The sequence below is a fragment of the Mesotoga sp. UBA6090 genome (genome assembly GCF_002435945.1).
Taxonomy (GTDB): domain Bacteria; phylum Thermotogota; class Thermotogae; order Petrotogales; family Kosmotogaceae; genus Mesotoga.
In genome coordinates, this window is the sequence record NZ_DIXC01000004.1 from 1 (window position 1) to 22,329 (window position 22,329).

The following is a 22,329-nucleotide window of genomic DNA, read 5'->3' on the forward strand; positions in this document are numbered from 1 at the left end:
TGATGAGCTCTCGAGAGGGGATTTAAGATCAAGAGCATTAAGAGCAGTTTTCCGTCAACGGTTCACCGTCCCCAGAAAAGAGCATCATTGCAAGTTCCAAGATGCAAGTTAAATAAAAGAACGGTTATCCGTTGTCGGTTCTCCGTCCTCCGACAAGAACGAATACCATTTGCAGGAAATTCCATAACTATACTGAGATTGAAAGCAGTGGGCTTATAGAGTGATCAACTAATTACCAGGGAGGGAATGAAGTGCAGACATCCATAAAAATCTGGCCTAGGAAGATCGGAAAGATTGATAATATGATCTACGGTCACTTCACAGAGCATCTAGGAAGATGCATTTACGACGGTATCTACAACGAGAAATCTCCAAAATCAGATTCGAGGGGTTTCAGAAGGGACGTCATGGACGCCGTGAAGAACATAAAGTGTCCCATCTTAAGATGGCCTGGCGGAAACTTTGTGTCTGCCTACCACTGGCAAGACGGTATAGGCCCTCTCGAAAAGCGCCCGCAACTTCTCAATTACATCTGGGGAGGTGTGGAGTCAAACAAATTTGGGACTGATGAATTCATAGAGTATTGTCGCGAAATGAATACCGAACCATATCTGGCCGTTAGTCTCGGAACGGCGACATTAGACGAAGCAATTGCCTGGCTCGAATACTGCAATCTCGACACCCCCACGAAATTCGCTCAAATGAGAAGAGAAAATGGCCATCCAGAGCCCTACGGCGTTAAGTACTGGGGAATCGGGAACGAAGTATACGGCCCCTGGCAGGTGGGTCATTGCAGTGCTGCCGAGTATGCAGAAAAGCTTCGCCAGTACACTCAGTTCATGAAGGGTGTGGATCCGTCGATAAAGGTAATCGCAGTTGGAGCCGATAATCCCGACTGGGACATGACCGTGCTGAAACATGCAGGTCATCTAATAGATTACATCTCTATCCACCAGTATCACGGCTGCGACGATTACTTTGGGACCGTCGCGGCCGTCTACTACTGTGAACAGAGGCTGAGGCTCCTGGAGGGGCTGATAAAACACCTGCGTCTGGATCACGTCAAGATCTCCTTTGATGAATGGAATATCTGGTACAAAATCAGCGCGGAAAGGGAAGGCGCCGAGAAGAGAATTGTGCTTCTGGAGGAACCCTACGCTTTGAAAGACGGTCTCTTTGCGGCAGGAATCTTCGCTGTTATGCATCGTATGGCAAATACAGTTCAAATGGCTAATCTTGCGCAAATGGTGAATGCACTCGGCATGATAAAGACCAGAGGCGACGAAATGGTATTGACTCCTATCTATCATGCATTTGATCTATTTGTGAATCACACCGGGAGAACTGTCCTGGACATGGCGATTGGCTCAGAAACTTACGAAATAAACTCTAAGACATTCGTCGAGGGCCGAAACAGCTTCAAGCTCAGCGATGTTCCCTATGTTGATGGATCGGCCACCTATAACGAAGATAAGAATATTTTGAGCGTTGCCCTTATTAACTACTATCAGAAGGATGTAGAAGTCAGTCTCGATCTTTCGGGAATTGAGGTCCAGAAGAGGGCCGTACAGCATATATTGACGGGGTCTGCTCCCGATGAAATGAATGACTTTGACAATCCAGAACGAATAAAACTTTGGAGCAAAGAGCTTACCTCCTGCTCTCCGAAAATGACCGTGAAACTCGATTCGATGTCGGCAAGTGTAATCGAGTTTTCCCTGGACGGAAAGCTCTAACTCTTTGAAGAAGGATTGCCTCGAGCATAAGTTCCGGTAATGAGAGCTTTCTAGACCTGAGGAGAAAGCATTCGGAGGCTTGAAGAGAAAGAGTCCTCAATTGAAAATAGGACGGGACTCAGCATCGAAAATCAAGCTGGCCTTGAGTCTAGCAGGAACTGGTTTGTGGCCCGTGAATCTATCACGTTGCCGGTGTCCACGCGAACAAAATCTTTGCCGTCTTGCGAGCATCCAAATTTCTCGAAGGCGTGAAGCTCCACTCCGGCGAGTCCGGACTGGATGAGGTAAAATCGTGGTTAAGGCATAAAATCGACGAAATCTAGAAGGTGATGTGTATGTACTTAATCGGATGTGATATTGGCACCCAGGGAACAAAGAGTGTGATGGTAAATGAAAAAGGAAAGGTTCTGGTAGAAGCTCAAAGAGAGTATGACGTCATTAAGCCCGGTTCAAACTGGGCCGAGCAGTGGCCAGATGTTTGGGTTAAGGCGGCTTTCGAAACCATAAAAGAAGTGTCCGAGAAGTCGGGAGTGCAGAAAAAGGAAATAGCTGCACTGGCCATAAGCGGACTTTATGGAGGGTCGGGAGTCCCTGTTGACAGGGGAATGAAGCCTCTACACCCTTGCCTGATCTGGATGGACAGACGAGCGACGTCGCAGACCGCCTGGGTGAAGGAAAACATATCAAGGGATAAGATCTTTTCGATTACGGGAAACTATGTTGATTCCTATTATGGATTCACGAAGATAATGTGGCTCAGAGACAACAGGCCGGATATCTGGAAAGAGATATATCAATTCGTGACACCGAAGGACTACATGGTTTATCAGCTTACAGGTGAAAACGCGATTGATTACTCCTCGGCAGGAAATATCGGTGGAGTATTTGACATAAGAAAGCTGACCTGGTCAAAGGAAATGTGTGAAGCCCTTGGGATACCCATTGAATACCTTCCTGAGAGAATCGTCAAGTCGAGCGATGTCGTCGGCAGAGTAACTGCCGAAAGCTCAAAGCTATGCGGCCTCCTCGAAGGAACTCCGGTAGTATCAGGAGGGATAGATGCCCCCGTGGCTCAGCTTTCGGCGGGAGCACTTGAAGAAGGCGAACACGTTGCAATGGTTGGAACTTCTACCTGCTGGGGTACTGTACATGACGGCAAGGATCTGCCATTTGGTTTGGTCAGCTTTCCATACGTGGTAAACGATACCGAAAGAATCTACTCTTTTGGAGGCTCGGCAACTACCGGAGCTCTTGCCAGGTGGTTCAAGGAAGAGTTTGCCGACAGCGAAGAGTCTGTTGGACGAAGGACAGGTAGGTCTCCATATCAGCTCCTAGACATGGAAGTCGAAAAGATTCCTGCCGGAAGTGATGGAATCGTAGTGCTTCCATATTTCATGGGTGAAAGGTCACCCATCTGGGATCCCTTTGCTAAGGGTGTGTTCTTTGGGGTTACTCTCGTTCACACAAGAGCACATATGTACAAGGCACTCATGGAAGGTGCTGGGTACGCTCTCAGACATAATATAGAAAACGGAATTAAGGCAGGACTTAAGCTCGACGATGAATGCTGGATAGTTGGCGGAGTTGCGAAATCCGCGGCCTGGAACAGAATTTTCGCAGATATAACCGGTTACAAAATGAGACAGGTATCCAGTCTAGTTGAAGCACCGTTTGGAGATGCCTTCCTTGCAGGGCTGGGTGTTGGATTGATAGACAAGCCGGAAAGAATAAAAGAGTGGGTGAAGTTTCGAGATCCGATAAGTCCAAATTTCAAAAATCAGAAGGTTTACGAGAAACAGTACTTGATTTTCCGCGAGCTCTATGAAAAAACGAAGGAGATAATGTGGAAGCTGCACTAGGAACGGGAAAGGGGTTGGGGCCAGGAAGACAGGATGCTTAGGCGAGAATCCCGTCAGATGACACATTACCGGGTGGAGCATCAACAGCAATCCCCTAGCCTTATCGTAACTTCGGCCCGAATCTGTGCCCCAGGCCCAGTCTGGCTGATAATTGTTTGCTTTAGCTGACTGGTTAAGGTACTTTTTTCTTCCCGGCTGTTTGCTGAGAGGCGTATCAGCGGTTTAGTCGTGACGGGTATGTAACCCTGTTAATTTCACTAGCTCCGCCGATTCTCGTACGTCCACGAAGTGAAGACTTAAGATCAAGAGCTCCAGGAAATGATTTACGCTATATGGTCTGAGATATAGAATTAAGAACTTACCTTCATGGTGAGGGGTCCGCGATGTGATGAAAGAGATTTGAACAACGAGGATTCACCTTTGGCAGGGAAGAGCAACCGGCAAAAACGGCGCTCCATACTCTCAGGGGCCCGACTATCTGTTTTGTCGACTGGCAGCGCTGAGAGAAAAACATAGTCAAGAGTGAGAGGCTCACAGAGATCCTGATCATTCAACGGCTCACCTGTAACCAATAAGATCGGCAAACAGAGGAAGTATGAGCGATAAATCATTCCTGGATTGCAACCTGGAACCTTTAGCTGACATCAAAACTTTCTGGATGAATGGTTGTATTTCAAAAAGGAGGACTGATTACTATTATTAGAGACCTTGAGGTGTGGTTCATAACAGGAAGTCAGGAACTGTATGGAAAGGAAGTACTGAAAAAGGTTGAAGAAAACTCGAAGAAATTAGTCGATGCACTCAACGATGCAATTTCCACTCCTATAAAGATTGCCTGGAAACCGGTGTTGAAAGATGCAAATCAGATAAAGAAAGTAATTGATGAAGCTAACTCCAGCAAAGCCTGCATAGGGTTAATAGCCTGGATGCACACGTTTTCACCCGCGAAGATGTGGATTGCCGGACTGAAATCACTTGAAAAGCCTTTCCTTCACTTCCATACTCAGTTCGAGCAGAAGATACCCTGGAATACCATCGATATGGACTACATGAACACAAACCAGTCCGCCCACGGAGGAAGGGAGTTTGGCTTCATCTCTGCAAGGCTTGAACTCAAGCGCAAAGTCATCGCAGGACACTGGAGCGACTCTAAGGTCATATCAAAGCTGGAAGACTGGATTAGGGCAGCGCTCGGCTGGAATGAAGCTCATACACTCAAGATTGCAAGACTTGGCGACAATATGAGAGATGTTGCAGTTACTGAGGGAAACAAGGTCGACGCTCAGATTGACTTTGGTTATGAAGTTCATGGCTTCGCGGTTGGTGACTACATCGAGGGATACTTCAAACAAGTCAAGAGAAGCGAAGCTGAGAAACTCGTGAATAGGTACCAGGAGGAATACCCTATCAAGAAATCAACGGTCTCCGAAGAAGTCTTTCAGGCATCTATAAGGGAAGCCGCAAGAATAGAGATCGCACTCCGGAGATTTCTGGAAGAGGGCGGCTTCAAAGCATTCACAACCACTTTTCAGGACCTCCACGGAATGAGACAGCTTCCGGGAATTGCGGTACAGAGACTCATGAGAGACGGTTACGGATTCGGAGGTGAAGGTGACTGGAAGTCTGCGGCTCTAGTAAGAATTATGAAAGTGATGGCCGAAGGCATCGATGTTGGAACCTCCTTCATCGAAGACTACATTTATCATTTCGAACCGGGGAACATAAAAGAACTGGGATCTCACATGCTGGAAGTCTGTGAATCCATAGCGGACGGTACACCTTCTCTGGAAGTGCATCCCCTTTCGATTGGAGGGAAAGAACCTCCCGCGAGACTGGTATTCAATGCGAAGGAAGGGCCTGCCGTCCAGGCCTGCATAGTCGAGTTTGGAGACAGGTTCAGGATGATAGTCAATGAACTTGAAGTAGTGAAGCAGGACGATGATATGCCGAAGCTTCCTGTTGCAAGGGCATTATGGGTTCCAAAACCGGATCTGGCAACAGCAGCGACCGCGTGGATACTTGCCGGCGGGGCACACCATTCAAGTATGAGCTACACTGTTACTGCGGAACAGCTTGAAGATCTTAGTGACATGTTTGGAATTGAGATAGTAGTAATTGACGATAAAACGGATATCACAGAGTTCAAAAAGGAGCTTAGATACAACGAGCTATACTACAAGTTGAAGAAGCTGTAATTTGCAGGTTCAAATCGCTGAAAGTGTACGCTAATCTCTAGGTAGGGGGAATCCTATGCTACATGAACTGAAAGAGGAAGTCTACAGAGCAAATGTTGCGCTCATTGAATCTGGACTGGTAAAACTCACGTGGGGAAACGCAAGCGGAATCTCCAGAAAGGAGCGTCTCGTAGTTATTAAGCCGAGCGGGGTAGACTACTCCGATCTTTCCCCCGACAATATGGTTGTTGTAGACCTTGAAGGAAGAGTGGTCGAAGGAGAGCTGATGCCTTCTTCCGACACTCCAACTCACGTCCTTCTTTACAGATGCTTCGGCGAAATCGGCGGTGTAGTCCATACCCACTCAACCTGGGCAACTTCGTGGGCACAGGCAGGAAAAAGCATTCCCTGCTTCGGAACAACTCACGCCGATCACTTCTACAATGAAGTACCCTGTACGGGATTGCTGAACGCCGAAGAGACCGAGACTGATTATGAGTTGAACACAGGCAGAGTAATCGAAGAAACTTTTTCCGAGAGAGATTACCTAGAAACCCCCGGCGTCCTCGTTGCCGGTCATGCGCCCTTCACATGGGGAAAGGACGTGCTGGACGCAGTCAAGAACGGCATAATTCTTGAAGAGATAGCTAAGATGGCATGCCTTTCACTGCTTATAAACGCGGAAACAAACATCCTTCCAAAACACATAATGGACAAACACTATTTCCGAAAGCACGGGAAAGACGCATACTATGGGCAGAATGCGAAAAACAAGTGAATAGTACATCCGTTAGGAACGCTGTCAGTGATATTTATGGTGAGTCTATTTCACTGACTAGCTTTTGGGAAGAAGGTTTTTTTGGACATAACATTAAGCTCATACACTGTCCTTTTCATTTTGAGTGGCAGGTACTCTCCGCCTCTTTGCAAAGCCGTGGACTCTATCAAGAACAAGATGAAGATAGTAGCCGACAGAACCCGCAACACCGAGAAACAACACTTCTGTGTAGTTCATCTCGCCCCCAAGTAGTTCTGATCTTAGAAGCACCGTTGTCACGATGATTAGGCCGTAGAGGAATCCTCCCCATACCGAGTGGAAGAAGCCCCTGTGACTTAGAAGATTTATCACTTTTGAGACGACCATGCCCAATGCAATAGCAAGGGAAAAGGAAATCGCAACCGCAAGAGACATAGAATTAAGCCATGATAGAACAAAAGGCTGAATCTCCGGCGAAATCACCGAAGAGTAAAAGACGCAGGCAAACAGACCTGCGATAAGCACTTCAAAGATTCTCTTTATCAAGGCGCTCTTTGAATCAATATCAGGTACGTCGCTTCCCAAGACGAACAAAAGATATCCATAGCCTATCGACCTGCTGTCTTGAAGAGGACAGACATGCAGGAATTCGATTGCAGTCAATGAGAGAACGATGAAGACCGGATAAGTCGCTATTCCCCAGTAAACATGCGTTCTAAAGTCCGGCATCGGCATCACTGCCAAATTTGGTTCCCTGGCTCGAGACATCAACATAGAGAAGCACGTCTTTCAAAGATATGCTCATACCGCACTCCACTTCCTCCGGAACGGATTCACTTACATCCAGTGGATAGAGGGCCGTGCGGTCGCACAGAGAAAGGTTTACTCTGGAAAATCGCCTGTAGATTGCCGTTATTTCTTCTTCTTCAACATTCAGCCCAATGGTTGCCGTTATTCCAGACATGAAGAGGTATTCAAGCTCGTCGGGTTCGATCTTCATTGACTCAGAGAAGACTGTCCCCTCAACCGGCAAACAGAAGAGAATCAACTCTCTTGAAAGGTTTAGAAAGGGTGTTCCTTCAAGCCTTTCATACATTCTATACTTATCGATTGTTTTTTCGTCTGCAAGTAAGACCTGTCCGGAGTATTCGATAAGATCCCCGGCCTTCAATCTCCGGATGTTCTTTATAGATATCGGATAAAACATCTTCAATGTCTGTCTTGCCAAAATACACCACCCTATTTACCAAGCGGAAAATCTCTGTGAATAAATTCCAGCATCTTGTCTACCGTCTCAGATATGAATTTCGAGTAGAACTTGTAGAATTCCTCAAGCTTATCGTATACTGCCTTGGATTCAACCAGATCGATTTCGAAGACGGTTGCAACCGGTCTCGCAATTTTCATGTTAGGAGTAACGCTGGCGCTCCTGAGAACAACGCACTTCTTCGTGACTTCGATTCTGAATAACCTTGAAAGTTCCAAGATTATTGAACGGTCGATGCTCTCGTTTATTTTAGGAGGGCCAAAAGCAATCTTCAAGATATTCTGAAAGGGGAATATTAGGACCTCCCCGTCATCGAACTCTATCCATCTTCTATAGTTCTCTCTGCATATAGAAAGAAGGGCATCATCAACCATTTCGGGTAATCTAAAGTAGTCCTTTCCACGGAGAGAATCCTTCAGTATCTCTTTGCGAAGAAGTCTTTCATTGCCAAAATAAGCGAGGAAGTACAACTTCAACGGACTCTGAAATATCGCCCTGTGGAATACCAGCTCAGTTCCCTCTTCGAAGACATCGGAGAAGTCATCATGGATAGGTTCTTCCTCTTCGTTTGAGAATCTGTACAATGCGCTGGCCGTCTCGAAAGGAGACGAATTGGAGAGTCCCACAAAGCCTCTGCCCTCGCTGTCCACAAAAACCGAAAGAACCGGTGCATTCCCCTTAGAAGCCTGAACTACAAGCGTCATGAAATGGCCGAAAGCATTGTCAAGTCTATCAGACCGCTCAACAACCAGTTTCGCGTAAGATGGAAAATTACCTTCAACACTCTCGTATACCGCCTTGAGCTTATCTCTATAGCTTTCTGGACCAGCATAGTATGTCACTTAAGGAACACCACCGATGATCGTCCGTAGATTGATTTTGCCTCTTGGACGAACTCTGGATTATGACTCTTCGGAAGAACAAACAACGCTCTTCTCGAAATCGTAGGAAGATCGGTAAATCCATCCGTGAAAAGCAGAAGTCCTTCCGGTCTGAGTTTTTCCTGAGCGTAGTCAACAGCAGGCTGAAGATCGGTCTCCCCTCTACCCATTAACTTAAGATCTCTCCACATACCTTTTCCATACTTCATGACACTCTGAACAGTCTCGTCCACCTGCACCAACCAGACCCGGGAGTCTGTGACTCTAGTAACCTCATCTATCTCACTGAAGAAGGCGTTGAACTCCTCTTCTATTATGCTCCCGCTAGTATCGACTACGACAACGAGTTTTGCTGCGTAATCGTTTCTCCAGCCGGGCTGGTCATCATATCTTCTGTTAGGTCTCATAGGAGTTCGGTATCTGCCAACCTGCATCGATGAACCGAAGAACCGCCTGATCATGTTTCTCCAGTCCAGGATCGGGTTGTCAAGAACTAGTTTCATTACCGCCTCAAGACCCTCCGGCATCCCGTCCTTCGCCTTCTCCATAGTCTCGGAGATCACCTGTTTGAGCAGATCCTCAACGAACTCTTTCGGAAGTTCAAACCTTCCAAAGTCTTCATGTGAATCGGGCCTGGACATGTTTGAATCCAGAAGCTCAAGATCAATGGTCTTGTTTTTTTTCATGAAGTCAAGGCCCCAGTCGTGGTAGAACTCTGCAGTCATTCCCGGATACTGCATCGGAGGCCCAACGAAAAATCTCTCATTATCTGTTCCGCAACCCTCCTGGAGAAGAGAATCCATAGGAAGACTGAAAGCGTCGAGTTCACGTATGAACTGATTTACTGCAGCATCCATGGATATATCCCAGAGCATCTTTTCTCTGGATTTGTTGACAGGTATTAGAATGTGTCCATTCACTATATGAAGACACTCATGCTTCAAAAGCGCCTTCGAAAAAGTAAGTGGTTTGTTTCGAAGTGTATCCGGATTGTACAGAAGTTGAAATCTTCCCCTGGAGCTCACCCTCAATTTCATCGTTCTGACCGAAGGCGAGGGAATTCTGTCGATGAAGAGAAGCAGGAAATTGTAGAAGGGGCTGTCCTTGCCTAGTTCGAAAACAGCCTTTTCCATCAACTCCTCATTTCTCATCCTTTTCGCTCCTCTGCAGGAATTTCAGAACATCATGGTCCATTGCCAGCTCCTCGAGAAGATTCTCGTAGAAGGCCCGTTTCAATCCCTTTTCCCCCTCTACCTGGTGAACGATGTGTCGTATTACGGAGAAGAACGAGTCTTTCGGGATGACTCTGCCTATCCTGAGAAGGTTTTCCGAGATTACAGGCACATTCTGAAAGTATTCCTGAACCTGTAAATCATCTATCTCAGAAAGATGCTTTGTGATACGGAGTATCGAGGCGCTTGTCCCTGAAATATCACCTTCCGAGAGTCTCGAAAGGATATTCTCATCCAGTTCAAGAAGCAGAGTTCTGGGAGAAGGAAGGAGCTCGCTGCCCTGAATCTTGCTCATGAAAGTTCTTGCCGCCTCCGGTCCAACTATGCCGGCGGCAATTACGTAGCCGAACTTTTCGATCTCCTTGCTTGAAAGACCTGCGAATACTCTCCCCAATTTGTACCAGCTACGAGGGCTCGGTCTCAATTCCAGCCGCATCGATACAACCGTGTCTCTTGAAAGAAACTCGGGATACTCACCTATGAAGTTGGTAACAGTCTCCGGCATCTTCTGGAGTTCCGCCCACTTAAGCCATTCTTCGGGATCGGGAGTCAGCTCTATATGGAAGAACCTTGACATGAAGGCCGGATCAGTTATCAGTTCGACCTGATCATACTCCTCATCCGGCGGATTTGCTGCGGCCATTATCCAGCATCCTTCGGGCAAAAAGTGGTTGTGTATTCTTCTGTCTATTAGAAGTTGCATAATTGCATTCCTGATAGATCTATGAGCCCTGTTTATCTCATCTATCATGAGTATCACATTGCCTTCAGTCGGCCACCAATCGGGCCTCAAGAACAAAGTCCGTTCCCCGTCCCTCGATGGCATGCCGATGAGATCACCGGGCTCCATTTGCGATATGACTAGGATTATCAACTCTCTGCCCGTCTCAGCTGCAATCTCTCTGGCAAGATCAGTCTTTCCTACCCCAAAGTGACCCCAAAGAAGCGGTATCTCTCCGGATTCCATGATCTTCTTGCTCAAGTGTTTTACGTCCTGAACCTTCAAGCTTATCCCTCCAAAATCCTCATTCAGACAAAATTATAGCACAGCGCGACCTGAACGATGCCCACGTAATTACTGCCCAGAGAGAGAGCGGAAATACCAGTCCAAACAGCCAGGTGAATGGAGAGACAACCGGAACATTGAGGAAACCAAGAAAGAGGCCGATATCTTTTGCGAGATAGAGGGTAAGCGGAAGAGTAGAGAATACCGGCAGGAGTGTGGACAGCAAGAAGGAGAGTATTGCACCCGACAGACTAAGGGCCTTGAAGACGTTTCTTGTATCTTTGGTCCCGAAGCTCTTTTCAAGAAAGCCCCCGAGCAATGAAAGCGTGAAAACAGTTGGAATCATTAGAATCAGAAAATTCATCATGAAAGCTCTGTACTGAGAGGCATTCGCTGAAACATACAGACCGACAATGATAATAACCACCGAGTACAGTGAGCTCACAACAAGAGATTTCGACAAAACAGCTTTGACCCTATTGATTGGAAACAGCCACGTACCATCTCCGAGCTGCCTTTCAAAAGCAAACAGAGCAGTTGATGAGACAGTCGCATAGTTGCTGGACAGAAAAACGATCAAACCGAGAAGCTGCAGAACTCCGAAGCTATTTAGAAGAGCCGGGTTCACTATGACAACCACCGGAACAAATAATGAAGGGTAGAGAAAGGCAAACGTGAGTTTCGGCTCTCTGATCAGCAAAAGGAAGTCCTTAATCAGGAGACCTGAGAGAACGCCGTGCCTCCTGAAATTCATCCTCGAATGGACTTTGGAATTTCCAATAGGTCTTGTCATTAGCTTCTGGAGGACTCTAGGATACACAAAGATTTCGAGCAAAGCCAGTAATGCGAAAATCGTCACAGAAACAATCATGAATAACAAGAGATCTCTGACATCACCGGTAATCGCCCTGACGAAGGGCGACCACGGAAGGTACGCGGATGTTATGAGCTCTTGGAGACCCCCGAACTGATTGGCCACCTGATCGGGTTGTGCCAGATCTATTGAAGAAAAATCCATGAAGCGCAGCGTGAATATAAAGACGAAAAGAGTTACCATCGTCATCATGGCAGAAAGAGTTTTGAGAAAACGCCCCTTGGAAAGGAATACGATTCCAAAAGAGATAATTGCAGTTATCGCAAGAGTGTTAAGCACAAATATTAACAACAAGACCAGGGCCATCCAGAATCTTCCGCCCGAATAGCCAAGCCCTCTCAAAGCAGCCATGAAGATCGGCGCAAATAGGAGTATAGGCAAGCCTCCGGCCGTGAGAACTTCAAGCAGCTGCACATTCGCAACCGTAGCCTTCTTCACCGGCAAGCTGAGCAACATCTCCGCTCTGTCGGAGAAGAAAAGATTCGAAACTACTATTGGAAGATCACTACCCAAAAGTATAGAGAATACTATCGCGGAAAAAAAGGAGACGACTATTAGCCTAAGGTCAATTCCAGTAAGCTCCTTAAGCTGATCGGAAAGGCCTGCAACACGGGAGAAGTTCGGAATCAGGAAGCCTCTCAAGTAGAAGGCTATCGGAATCCCTATCATAATAACCAAGACAATCGCAAGGATAGAAGCAATAACTGCCTTCTTTCCATGGCGGGTTAGCATTCGGAATCCTTCTATTCCTCGCCACTTGATCATTACAAAGAAATCCCTCATACCAATATTTTGCCACAAAAGAGCTCGCAATTTTGCATAACACATCTTCGAAAATCCCGGGGTTTTTGATTCAAGGAAACAGACGAGTTTGCGGGTTGGAGCACGGAGAACCGCCTAACGCTGGACGCTTATGAAATGCGCTACAAGCTCCGAGTTGTAAGCTGCAAGACAGTAATAAAGAAATGTTGTTACAAAGAAGTGCGAGTGAGTACTGAGTACCAGTAATACATTCACCGCAATTATTAGGGTGAAAGATTACCTTCGATCAAGATGAAGATTACTTCAGTCATCTGAAAGCAGAGGTAAGAAAAAAGGGAGAGCGTACTCTCCCTTTCAAGTATCGTTATCTATCAGTACTCGGGCATCTGTGGCATCTGTGGCTGAGACTTTTCTTCTGGCTTCTCAGTCAGAGCCGCTTCGGTCGTTAGAAGGATCGCAGCGATAGAAGCTGCGTTCTGAAGAGCGCTTCTAGTAACCTTTGCAGGATCAATGATACCGACCTTGAACATGTCCGTATATACATCATTCAGTGCATCGTATCCGAAAGCATTATCGTCGTTGTGTAGTATCTTGTCGACAACTACTGCTCCGTCCAATCCAGCATTTTCAACAATCTGTCTAATCGGAGCGTCGAGAGCCTTGAGAACTACCTTGACACCTATCTTGATATCTGGATTCTCTGTACTGTCAAAGAGTTCCTGAACTGGCTTCTTTGCCCTTGCAAGAACAACTCCGCCTCCGGCAACTATTCCTTCCTCAACTGCAGCTCTTGTAGCGGAGAGAGCGTCTTCGATTCTGTGTTTCTTCTCCTTCAGCTCTGTCTCTGTCGCAGCACCAACCTTAATTACCGCTACGCCTCCTGAAAGCTTGGCAAGCCTTTCCTGAAGAGTCTCTTTTTCGTACTCGGAAGTTGTCTGATCGATCTGAGCTTTGATCTGACCAATTCTCTGCTTGATCTTTTCAGGATCTCCCTTTCCATCAACGATTATCGTGTCGTCCTTCTTAACCTTTATAACGCCGGCACTACCTAGATCGTCAATTGTTGCGTTCTCAAGAGTTAGTCCAACTTCTTCGCTTATCACGGTGCCACCGGTAAGGATAGCAATATCCTGGAGCATAGCCTTTCTCCTGTCACCAAACCCGGGAGCCTTGACGGCCACTGAATCCAGTGTTCCTCTAAGTTTGTTCAGTACTAGAGTGGAAAGCGCTTCGCCTTCAATATCCTCGGCAATTATGACAAGCGGCTTGCCTGCCTGCGCAACCTTTTCCAGGATCGGAACAAGCGGCTTAACTGCTGAGACCTTTTTGTCGGTAATGAGAATCAAAGGTTCTTTAATTATTGCTTCCATCTTTTCCGGATCGGAAACGAAGTAAGGAGAGATGTAGCCTCTGTCGAACTGCATACCCTCAACGAATTCAACGTATGTTTCGAGGGTCTTTGAATCTTCTACCGTTATTACTCCGTCCTGACCGACCTTGTCCATAGCCTCGGCAATAAGTTCGCCAATCTCAGTATCATTGGCAGAGATTGCCGCAACTGAAGCGATGTCTTCTCTTGAAGAAATCTTCTTGGAGAGAGACCTTATGTGTGAGACAGCCGTCTCGGTTGCTTTCTGGATTCCCTTCTTCATAAGGATAGGGTTGGCTCCGGCTGTAACGTTCTTCAGACCTTCCTTGATCATTGCTTGGGCAAGAACAGTAGCTGTAGTGGTTCCGTCTCCGGCAATGTCATTGGTCTTGGACGCTACTTCTTTAACAAGCTGTGCTCCAAGGTTATCGAATTTATCTTCCAGATCGATTTCCTTTGCAATCGACACACCGTCATTGGTTATCGTTGGAGAGCCCCAACTCTTTTCCAGAACTACGTTTCTCCCTTTTGGTCCAAGCGTAATCCTAACAGCATCTGCTACAGCATCTACGCCTCTTTCAAGTGATCTTCGTGCTTCTTCGCTGTATTTCAGAATCTTAGCCATACTAATTCCTCCTTCAATCCTCGATCTTTGCCAGGATATCATCTTGATCGATGATTATGTAGTCGTCTTCATCGATCTTGATCTCCGTGCCTGAATACTTGGAATAGAGGACCTTGTCATTTTCCTTAAGGTCAATATCCTCGACTTTCTCGCCAACCGCGATTACCTTCGCAGTCATCTGCTTTTCTTTTGCAGCGTCCGGAAGAACGATACCACCTGATGTTTTCTTTTCTTCCTCATAAGGCTTAATCAGTAACCTTGTACCAAGGGGAACTACTTTCATAAAAAGCCTCCTTTCGAATTTTATGTTTAGCACTCAAAGTAACCGTCTGCTAATAAATGATAAAACAACATTGTGATTTCTTCAAGCACTCTCTGTGTTAAATGATCGTAAATATGAAAGATAAAGGGTATTCGAAGGCAATTATCCCGTCAAATCTTCCGGTTTTTTCGTTTATCTTCGCACTATCTCTTTTTTCTCACTTTTCAATCCTTCAGGACATCACTATGCCGTCTCGAGTTTCAGTATATTAGTAGAGTTGCTAGTTCCAAACGGAATACCTGCGGTGAAAATTATCGTGTCTCCCTTTTTCACTAGCTTAAGCTGTCTAGCAAGAGGTCCGGCAACTTTAACGAGATCGTCCGTAGAATTGCCAAGCCCCATTAAAACTGGACGCGCTCCCCAAACAAGGTTCAGTCTGTAGTAAGTGTCCTCATTGGGAGTGACCGCAAGTATGTGAGCTCTCGGCCGGAAACCGGAAACGTTTCTTGCAGTATGACCGGAGAAAGTCGAACTGACAATAACCTTCACCTTCAGCTCTTCACTTATGTCCCACGCAGCCCTGCAGATGGCGTCGGTGTGATCATCAGTAGAGACTTTTTCTCTTGTCCACCTCAGCAGCCCGGGATTCTGTTTCAGATACTTTTCGGCCGATCTAGCAGTGAGATCCATGACCGATACGGCCTCAAGAGGGTACTTGCCAATCGAAGTCTCTCCAGAAAGCATTATTGCATCCGTTCCATCTACGATTGCGTTTGTTATGTCGGTTGCCTCGGCTCTTGTAGGCACGGGATTCTCTATCATAGATTCCAGCATCTGAGTTGCCGTTATAACTGGAATTCGCTTCTGGTTTCCGTATCTTATGATTTTCTTCTGAGCAACTGGGACTTCCTCAACGGGAATCTCCACTCCAAGATCACCCCTCGCGACCATAAGCCCATCGGAAACCTCGGCAATCTCTTCAATATGTTTCAGCGCCTGTTCCGTTTCTATCTTCGAGACTATGGGAATAGATCCTCCAGACTCTTCGACAACCCTCCTGGCATGCACGACATCTTCGGGCCTTCTGACAAATGAAAGTGCGAAATAGTCGACTTCCTCCTCAATTCCAAGTCTGATAAACTCCCTGTCTTTCTCTGTAATTGCCGGAATGCTAATGTCTATTCCCGGGAGGTTGATTCCTCTTCTGTGAGTAACAACTCCTCCACTTAAGATTCTCGTTCTGACTTCGGACTTTGTCACGGATAAGACCTTAAGCTTGATCTTGCCGTCATCCATAAGAATCAGGTCTCCTGGTTTTACCTCTTCGGGAAGCTTCTTGTAGTTCACGCTAACAATACTCTCGCTTCCTTTAAGGTCTTCAGTCGTCAGGAGAAACTCGCTCCCCTTTTTGAGTTCAACAGCGGATCTTTCAAATAAGCCAGTCCTTATCTTTGGACCCGAAAGATCGAGCAAGATTGTCAGTGGCAAATCCATAGATCTGCGAATTTTCTTCAACCTTCTGATTCTCTCCCTGTGTTCAGTAATGTCGCCGTGAGTTGTATTGAATCTGGCGACATCCATCCCCCTTTGAAGAAGAGACTTGAGCATTTCCGGAGATTCGGTAGCCGGACCGATTGTACAAACGATCTTCGTTTTTCTCAAACTGCTCCACCTCGTCATGAGAGAATCTTCGCCATTTCCACCAGTTCCATGTCAAGTTCTTTTTTGTGCGAAAGTACTTTTTCGAGAGAAACACCGACTATCTTTCCACCATGCAGAGCCAACATGATTCCTGACTCTTCTCTTTCAAGCGACTTGACCGACGCGTATCCCATTCTTGAGGCCAGTACCCTGTCAAAAGCAGTTGGAGATCCACCTCTCTGAATATGACCTAAGATGGTTATTCTTGTCTCGTATCCAATCCTGTGTTCTACATGTCTGGCAACAGTGTAGGCACTTGCTGCACCCTCGGCAACTACTATGATGCAGTTGATCTTTCCTCTTTTCCTTTCTTTCCAAATCTTATCGGCTATTGATTCATAATCCACTGGAAGCTCCGGAACGATTATTGCTTCGGCTCCAACGGCCATACCTGAAGCCAGTGCAACATAGCCTGAGTTTCTCCCCATGACCTCTACCACAAAAGCTCTTTCATGCGAAGAAGCCGTGTCTTTGAGCTTCTGAATTGTCTCAACACAGGTATTCAAACACGTATCTACCCCAATGCACATGTCTGTCATAGCAATGTCATTATCTATTGTGCCCGGAATGCCGACAACTGGAATTCCGTTTTCTTCCATAAGCAGTTTTGCACCGGAGAGACTCCCCTCTCCTCCGATAACTATGAGTGCTTCAATCTGATTATTCCTCAGGATTTCGGCGGCCCTTGCTCTGCCTTCCTCGGTCTTGAACTCTTCGCATCGGGAACTCCTCAAGACCGTTCCACCCTTCTCCATTATTCCTCCGACCGAGGAGTAATCCATATCGGTGAACTCTTCATCAAGCAGACCAGAGTACCCTCTCCTGATTCCTACAACGGCTATTTCATCTGTCTGGGCAGTTCTTACAGCTGCCCTTATAGCCGCATTCATCCCCGGTGAATCCCCTCCACTGGTGAGGACCCCGACCTTCTTAATCAACATTATCCCTCCTAACGATGACTGCACTTAGCTAACCGACTACATTCTAGCACATTGGGATTCTAAAATCACCAATCACAAATGCGTCCAGAAGTTAACTAATCTAATTACTTGGTGTATAATTTCAGGTGAAACGGGAGGTGATCGAATGAAGGTCCTCAAGTCAGGAATTCCGGAGTTTGAAGCAAAAATGTATCAGGAAATCCTTCTAAAAGAAGGAATCTTTTCGGAACTGGTGGATTCTCATTTCGCATACACCGACAGCATATACTTTGGTTCAGGCGGTTTAGTAGACATTATTATACCCGACGATGATTTTGAAGAAGCCGTTCAGATCTTTGAAGATTTGCAAGAGAGGGGGAGGGGAAAAACGGATGAGTGATCTAAAGAGAACGCCGCTTTACAGCGAGCACGTGAGACTAAAGGGAAAGTTGGTCGATTTTGCTGGGTGGGAGATGCCTTTGCAGTTTGATTCGATAATCAACGAGCACAATCTTGTCAGGAAGAAAGCCGGCCTCTTTGATGTCTCGCATATGGGGGAAATTGAAATTGTGGGACCCGATGCAATTCAATTTTCGGACTACTTGATAACAAACTCCGTCTCTTCTCTGAAGAACGGAGCCATAGTCTATTCTCCAATGTGCAATGAAAACGGCGGGATTGTCGATGACGTATTGGTCTACAGAATAGGCAACAAAAAGGTGATGTTCGTGGTCAACGCTTCAAACAAAGACAAAGACTTTGAGTGGATCAAGAAAAACAAGGGTGCTTTCGATGTAGAAATCAAAGACGCATCGGACGACTTTGCGCAGATCGCCTTTCAGGGACCTCGTGCAGAAGAGATATTACGGGAAATATCGCAGGTGAGATTGGCGAACATCCCCTTCTACCATTTTGAATATGGAAGAGTTAATGGGATTGAGGCGATTGTTTCTCGCACGGGGTACACGGGCGAAGATGGGTTCGAGCTGTATATCGCCCCTCAAGCTGCTATACCACTCTGGAGAAAAATACTCGAAGCGGGTGCCGAAATCGGTGTGAAGCCGGTTGGACTGGGCGCGAGAGATACCTTGAGATTTGAAGCGGCTTACATGCTTTACGGCAACGAACTTACAGATGAAACGACTCCGTTTGAAGCCGGTCTTAAGTGGACAGTAAAAATGGACAAGGATTTTATTGGAAAGACCGTTCTGGAGAAACAGATAGAGAACGGAACAGAATACAGGCTTAAGGGACTGGAACTTTCGGGAAAGGCCATTGCCAGGCATGGTTATGAGGTTTTCGATGGAGAAAGTAAAGTCGGCTGTATAACAAGCGGTATCTTCTCTCCTACCCTTGGAAAATCGGTTGCTATGGCTTATCTGAAGAAAGACTACTGGAAGATCGGCTCCGAAGTACAGGTAGATGTTAGGGGGAAAAGATCTCCCGCATTAGTCATTAAGACACCTTTCTATAGAGGTTCTGTGAAATCTAAGAGTTAAGGAGGAGTTGAAAATGAAGAAGTATGCGGCAACTCATGAATGGATATCGGTAGAGGGAAAGACTGCAACTGTAGGAATTTCCGATCACGCTCAAGATCATCTTGGAGACATTGTCTATGTTGATCTCCCCGAAGTCGGCAAGTCACTCAAGAAGGGTGATGTCTTCTGTACTATCGAATCTGTGAAAGCGGCAAGTGACATCTACGCACCTATTAGCGGAAAGGTCATTGAAGTGAATGAAGAGCTTGATTCATCGCCGGAAAAGATTAATAACGATGCCGAGGGCGCAGGCTGGATAGCAAAAATCGAAATGAGCAATGAATCAGAACTTGACAGTCTGATGGATTTGGAGGCATATAAGAAGCACTGTGAAGAGGAGGGCTAAGATGCCTGGTTTTCCCTATCTACCCCAGACCAGCAGAGATATCGATGAAATGCTGGAGGTAGTTGGTGTCAAGAGCGTATCAGAGCTGTTCAAAGATATCCCTGAGAAATTTGAAGTCGATATCTCAATACCTGAAAGCAAGGATGAATTCAGTGTACTGAGAGATTTGAGCGAACTCAGTAAGAATAATGTGACGCTTAACGACCTGTCAGTCTTCAGAGGGGCCGGTGTGTATAAACACTTCGTTCCAAGCGCGGTTCAAGCAATAGCATCGAGAGGCGAATTTCTCACTGCATACACACCTTACCAGGCAGAAGTCTCACAGGGCACTCTTCAGATGCTGTTCGAGTTTCAGACAATGATATGTGAACTTACGGGAATGGAGGTAGCCAATTCGTCGATGTACGACGGTGCAAGCGCAGCTGCAGAAGCTGCTCTGATGGCTGTCCGAGTAAGAGGCGGAAAGAAGATCCTTCTCTCTGAAGCGCTCCATCCCGAGTATATAGAAACAATCAAGACCTACTGTTTTGGAAGCGACATAGATGTGGAAACTGTATCCTTCGATTCTGAAACCGGGCAAATCGACATAGCCGATCTTCAGAAGAAATTGACCAAGGATACGGCAGGCTTTGTGCTTGGCTATCCGAACTTCTTCGGGATAATTGAGAATCTTTCCGAGATAAGGACCAGGATCGGCGAAAAGACTATGATGATTGTCAGCGTAAATCCGATTGCGCTAGGGTTACTGGAAGCTCCTGGAAAGTTTGGCGCCGACATCGTTGTAGGCGAGGGTCAACCACTGGGCAACTCTCCTTCGTTCGGTGGGCCGGGACTTGGTTTTTTTGCCTCGAAGGAGAGTCACATAAGAAAGATGCCTGGAAGAATCATCGGGGAGACAAAAGACAGTGACGGTCGCACCGGTTACGTTATGGTTCTTCAGACTAGAGAACAGCATATCAGGAGAAACAAAGCAACTTCCAACATATGCTCGAACCATGCTTTCAATGCATTGGTCGCTTCGATCTATATGAGCATGGTAGGTTCTGAAGGGTTGAAGGAGATTGCACGAAGATCTTTTGACAAGGCTCATTATTTGGCGGAAAGAATAAGCAAGACGGATCATGTAAGGCTCGTTTTCACCGGTCCCTTCTTCAATGAGTTTGTGGCCCAGTTCGATTGTGACTTGGAAGAATTCAACAGGGGGCTCCTGAAGGAGAAGATACTGGGACCGCTGGAGCTTGAACGCTTCAGCAAAGAAATGAAGAATTATGGCCTCATTTGTGCAACAGAAGCGAATCTCAATGAGGAAATCGAGTTTTTTGCCGGCAGACTGGAGGCGATAGGATGACAATATTCGATAAGTCAACCGAGGGGAGAACGGGCTTCTATCTCCCAAAAGAAGAATCCTACGGGTACGAGCCTTCAGACATGCTGCCCGAGAATTCTGTTCGAAAGGAAAGCCCCCTTCTTCCTCAACTGAGTGAGCTTCAGGTCATGAGACACTTCACAGGACTTTCTGAGAAGAATCACTCCGTCGACGGTGGTTTCTATCCTCTGGGATCGTGCACGATGAAGTACAATCCACGGCTGAACGAGAGGATTGCCAGCCTGGAAGGTTTTAGTCAAATACACCCTTATCAAGCTGAAGACACTGTCCAGGGTGCCCTGGAAGTGATGTACAACTTGCAGAATTCCCTGTGCGAGATTACCGGTATGGATAGCTTCACTCTTCAGCCTGCCGCTGGAGCTCATGGTGAACTGGTCGGAATGCTTCTGATGAAGAAGTATTTCGAGCTCAAGGGTGAGAGCAACAGAAAGAAGGTTATCGTTCCCGACTCGGCCCATGGAACCAATCCAGCCTCGGCAGTAATGGCGGGATTTGAAGTCATCGAAGTCCCTTCGAACGGCAATGGCAGAGTCGATCTGAGAAGCCTTGAGGAGATTCTTGACGAAAACATCGCGGGAATAATGCTTACAAACCCAAACACTCTAGGCCTTTTCGAGAACGAGATCTGTGAGATTCAAGAGATGGCACATAAGAAGGGCGCACTACTCTATTATGACGGCGCGAATCTGAACGCAATCATGGGTCATGCAAGGCCTGGCGATATGGGATTCGATATCGTCCACTTGAACCTGCACAAGACTTTTTCAACCCCACATGGAATGGGCGGGCCGGGTAGCGGGCCTGTAGGAGTGAAGAGCATTCTGAAAGATCTCCTTCCTGTTCCAGTGGTTCGTTTCGATGGCAGCAAGTTCTCGCTGGATTATCACCTGCCGAACTCGATAGGAAAAGTCAGGAGCTTCTATGGAAATTTCGGCGTCTTTCTGAAAGCCTACGCCTACATTCTTACCCTGGGTGGCGATGGCCTGAAAAGAGCAAGTGAAATGGCAGTGCTAAATGCAAACTATCTTCGGGCCAGATTGAGCAAGCTAATCCCGACGGCCTATCCTGGGCTCTGCATGCATGAATTCGTTCTTAAAGGAAGCAAGTTGGTTTCCGAATACGGAGTGAAGACACTGGATGTGGCCAAGCGGCTTCTTGATTACGGGATTCACCCACCCACAATCTATTTCCCGCTAATTGTAGATGAAGCGCTTATGGTTGAACCCACAGAAACAGAAACTAAAGAAGCGTTAGATAACTTTGCAGACACTTTTGAGAGGATTCTTAGTGAGGCAAAGGAGGATCCCAACATACTCAAGGCGGCTCCTCAGAAGACAGTTGTCGGAAGGCTTGATGAAGCAACGGCCTCAAGAAAGCCAAAGACAAGGTGGAGTAAAGACACTTGATATTGAAACTTGAAAAATGCTGTGATATCATAGTTTCAGCAGAGCAGGCGTAGCTTCAATCGGTCGAGCGCCGCCTTGGTAAGGCGGAGGTTATGAGTTCAAGTCTCATCGCCTGCTCCATTTTTCAACCGGATGAAAATCCGGTTGTTTTTTTGTCGTGGCCGAACAGTACTAATTTTGAATGTCATTACAATCTATGCTAAAATAAAAATGTAACTTTCTTTGCG

At 46.6% G+C, this 22,329-nt stretch carries 19 protein-coding genes and 1 tRNA gene; 10 read left to right on the forward strand and 10 right to left on the reverse strand.

Annotation, left to right across the window (positions count from 1 at the left end; translation table 11 throughout):
* The first annotated feature begins 251 nt into the window (after nt 1-251).
* From B3K42_RS00530 to B3K42_RS00545, 4 genes are all read left to right on the forward strand, one after another.
* Nucleotides 252-1,736 carry an alpha-N-arabinofuranosidase gene (locus tag B3K42_RS00530; RefSeq protein ID WP_292596232.1) on the forward strand — a complete coding sequence of 495 codons (1,485 nt, stop codon included), beginning with the start codon at nt 252-254 and terminating at the stop codon, nt 1,734-1,736.
* Nucleotides 1,737-2,071: 335 nt separating this feature from the next.
* On the forward strand, nt 2,072-3,595 hold the full coding sequence (locus tag B3K42_RS00535; protein ID WP_110990861.1) for an FGGY-family carbohydrate kinase: 1,524 nt from the start codon (nt 2,072-2,074) through the stop codon (nt 3,593-3,595).
* Between the two features lie 662 nt (nt 3,596-4,257).
* Nucleotides 4,258-5,790 carry an L-arabinose isomerase gene (araA, locus tag B3K42_RS00540; RefSeq protein ID WP_110990860.1) on the forward strand — a complete coding sequence of 511 codons (1,533 nt, stop codon included), beginning with the start codon at nt 4,258-4,260 and terminating at the stop codon, nt 5,788-5,790.
* Nucleotides 5,791-5,845: 55 nt separating this feature from the next.
* On the forward strand, nt 5,846-6,547 hold the full coding sequence (locus B3K42_RS00545) for an L-ribulose-5-phosphate 4-epimerase (protein ID WP_110990859.1): 702 nt from the start codon (nt 5,846-5,848) through the stop codon (nt 6,545-6,547).
* Between the two features lie 99 nt (nt 6,548-6,646).
* Here the strand turns inward: B3K42_RS00545 and B3K42_RS00550 are convergent, their stop codons facing one another.
* The 10 genes from B3K42_RS00550 to pfkA form a co-directional block, all read right to left on the reverse strand.
* A complete protein-coding gene (locus B3K42_RS00550; RefSeq protein WP_258367358.1) occupies nt 6,647-7,255 on the reverse strand; it encodes a metal-dependent hydrolase in 609 nt (202 codons plus the stop codon).
* Nucleotides 7,242-7,754: a hypothetical protein gene (locus tag B3K42_RS00555; RefSeq protein ID WP_110990857.1), complete on the reverse strand. Its 513-nt coding sequence runs from the start codon at nt 7,752-7,754 to the stop codon at nt 7,242-7,244. Before B3K42_RS00555 ends, B3K42_RS00550 begins: the two co-directional genes overlap by 14 nt.
* 11 nt (nt 7,755-7,765) lie before the next feature.
* Nucleotides 7,766-8,635, reverse strand: coding sequence for a DUF4895 domain-containing protein (locus B3K42_RS00560; RefSeq protein WP_110990856.1), 870 nt, complete (start codon nt 8,633-8,635; stop codon nt 7,766-7,768).
* Nucleotides 8,632-9,825, reverse strand: coding sequence for a VWA-like domain-containing protein (locus tag B3K42_RS00565; protein ID WP_110990855.1), 1,194 nt, complete (start codon nt 9,823-9,825; stop codon nt 8,632-8,634). Before B3K42_RS00565 ends, B3K42_RS00560 begins: the two co-directional genes overlap by 4 nt.
* Complete coding sequence (locus B3K42_RS00570; protein WP_110990854.1) at nt 9,815-10,912, reverse strand: AAA family ATPase; 1,098 nt, start codon at nt 10,910-10,912, stop codon at nt 9,815-9,817. Before B3K42_RS00570 ends, B3K42_RS00565 begins: the two co-directional genes overlap by 11 nt.
* A gap of 19 nt (nt 10,913-10,931) precedes the next feature.
* Nucleotides 10,932-12,551, reverse strand: coding sequence for a hypothetical protein (locus B3K42_RS00575; protein WP_258367357.1), 1,620 nt, complete (start codon nt 12,549-12,551; stop codon nt 10,932-10,934).
* Between the two features lie 368 nt (nt 12,552-12,919).
* Complete coding sequence (gene groL / locus B3K42_RS00580) at nt 12,920-14,542, reverse strand: chaperonin GroEL (RefSeq protein WP_110990853.1); 1,623 nt, start codon at nt 14,540-14,542, stop codon at nt 12,920-12,922.
* Nucleotides 14,543-14,555: 13 nt separating this feature from the next.
* On the reverse strand, nt 14,556-14,825 hold the full coding sequence (gene groES / locus B3K42_RS00585) for a co-chaperone GroES (protein WP_110990852.1): 270 nt from the start codon (nt 14,823-14,825) through the stop codon (nt 14,556-14,558).
* A gap of 222 nt (nt 14,826-15,047) precedes the next feature.
* Nucleotides 15,048-16,466 carry a pyruvate kinase gene (gene pyk, locus B3K42_RS00590; RefSeq protein ID WP_292596240.1) on the reverse strand — a complete coding sequence of 473 codons (1,419 nt, stop codon included), beginning with the start codon at nt 16,464-16,466 and terminating at the stop codon, nt 15,048-15,050.
* A 14-nt stretch (nt 16,467-16,480) separates the two neighbouring features.
* The gene (pfkA, locus tag B3K42_RS00595; RefSeq protein WP_349680939.1) at nt 16,481-17,440 is read right to left on the reverse strand and encodes a 6-phosphofructokinase; all 960 of its coding nucleotides are present in this window, start codon (nt 17,438-17,440) and stop codon (nt 16,481-16,483) included.
* 151 nt (nt 17,441-17,591) lie between these two features.
* Here pfkA and B3K42_RS00600 point away from each other — a divergent pair, with 151 nt between their 5' ends.
* From B3K42_RS00600 to B3K42_RS00625, 6 genes are all read left to right on the forward strand, one after another.
* The gene (locus B3K42_RS00600; RefSeq protein ID WP_292596244.1) at nt 17,592-17,825 is read left to right on the forward strand and encodes a putative signal transducing protein; all 234 of its coding nucleotides are present in this window, start codon (nt 17,592-17,594) and stop codon (nt 17,823-17,825) included.
* Entirely contained in the window at nt 17,818-18,924 is a 1,107-nt protein-coding gene (gcvT, locus tag B3K42_RS00605; protein WP_292596246.1) for a glycine cleavage system aminomethyltransferase GcvT, read from the forward strand. The genes B3K42_RS00600 and gcvT overlap by 8 nt, the downstream gene beginning before the upstream one ends.
* 7 nt (nt 18,925-18,931) lie before the next feature.
* Nucleotides 18,932-19,309, forward strand: coding sequence for a glycine cleavage system protein GcvH (gene gcvH / locus B3K42_RS00610; protein WP_349680937.1), 378 nt, complete (start codon nt 18,932-18,934; stop codon nt 19,307-19,309).
* 1 nt (nt 19,310) lies between these two features.
* Nucleotides 19,311-20,657 (forward strand): aminomethyl-transferring glycine dehydrogenase subunit GcvPA, encoded by a 1,347-nt coding sequence (gene gcvPA / locus B3K42_RS00615; protein ID WP_292596250.1) that lies wholly within the window; start codon nt 19,311-19,313, stop codon nt 20,655-20,657.
* Nucleotides 20,654-22,102 carry an aminomethyl-transferring glycine dehydrogenase subunit GcvPB gene (gene gcvPB, locus B3K42_RS00620; protein ID WP_292596252.1) on the forward strand — a complete coding sequence of 483 codons (1,449 nt, stop codon included), beginning with the start codon at nt 20,654-20,656 and terminating at the stop codon, nt 22,100-22,102. The genes gcvPA and gcvPB overlap by 4 nt, the downstream gene beginning before the upstream one ends.
* 43 nt (nt 22,103-22,145) lie before the next feature.
* Nucleotides 22,146-22,222: transfer RNA gene (locus B3K42_RS00625), tRNA-Thr, on the forward strand.
* Nucleotides 22,223-22,329: the final 107 nt, after the last annotated feature.